Here is a 422-nt window from a genome sequence, read left to right as displayed (position 1 = left end):
CATTCCTCCGAATGCCGCACCGTACCTTGCTGTCTTGAAACACGGGGAGTAAATGGCGAAATCGCAGGTGAAAGGGAGTAAAACGGCAAAGAAAAAGCCTCCGTCCCAGCACGGGAACGGAGGCCAGATTATCGTATTTACTCACCAATGTCGCTGGTGGCTTTGCCGTGACTATCGTACGAAACGAAACTCAGCAGCACAGTGCGGCACTCAAAAGTGCAGGTCAGAACCCTGTCAACCTACTCCCACTCGATCGTCGCGGGCGGCTTGGACGTGATGTCATAGCACACGCGGTTCGCGCCCGGGACCTCGGCGACGATGCGGCCGGAGATGCGGGCGAGCACGTCGTAGGGGATCTTTGCCCAGTCGGCGGTCATGGCGTCGGAGCTCTCGACCGCGCGTAGGATGTTCGGGCGCTGGTA

General features: G+C 59.0%; 1 protein-coding gene. It reads right to left on the bottom strand.

Annotated features, from left to right (window positions below; genetic code table 11):
* Positions 1–239 precede the first annotated feature (239 nt).
* On the bottom strand, positions 240–422 hold a 183-nt coding region (locus tag ACT84W_RS08000), incomplete at its 5' end, for a GMP synthase (glutamine-hydrolyzing) (protein ID WP_444328822.1).

The sequence above is a fragment of the Paratractidigestivibacter sp. genome, assembly GCF_052362415.1.
In the GTDB taxonomy this organism is placed as follows: domain Bacteria; phylum Actinomycetota; class Coriobacteriia; order Coriobacteriales; family Atopobiaceae; genus Paratractidigestivibacter.
This window is presented reverse-complemented; position numbering and strand designations above follow the sequence as displayed.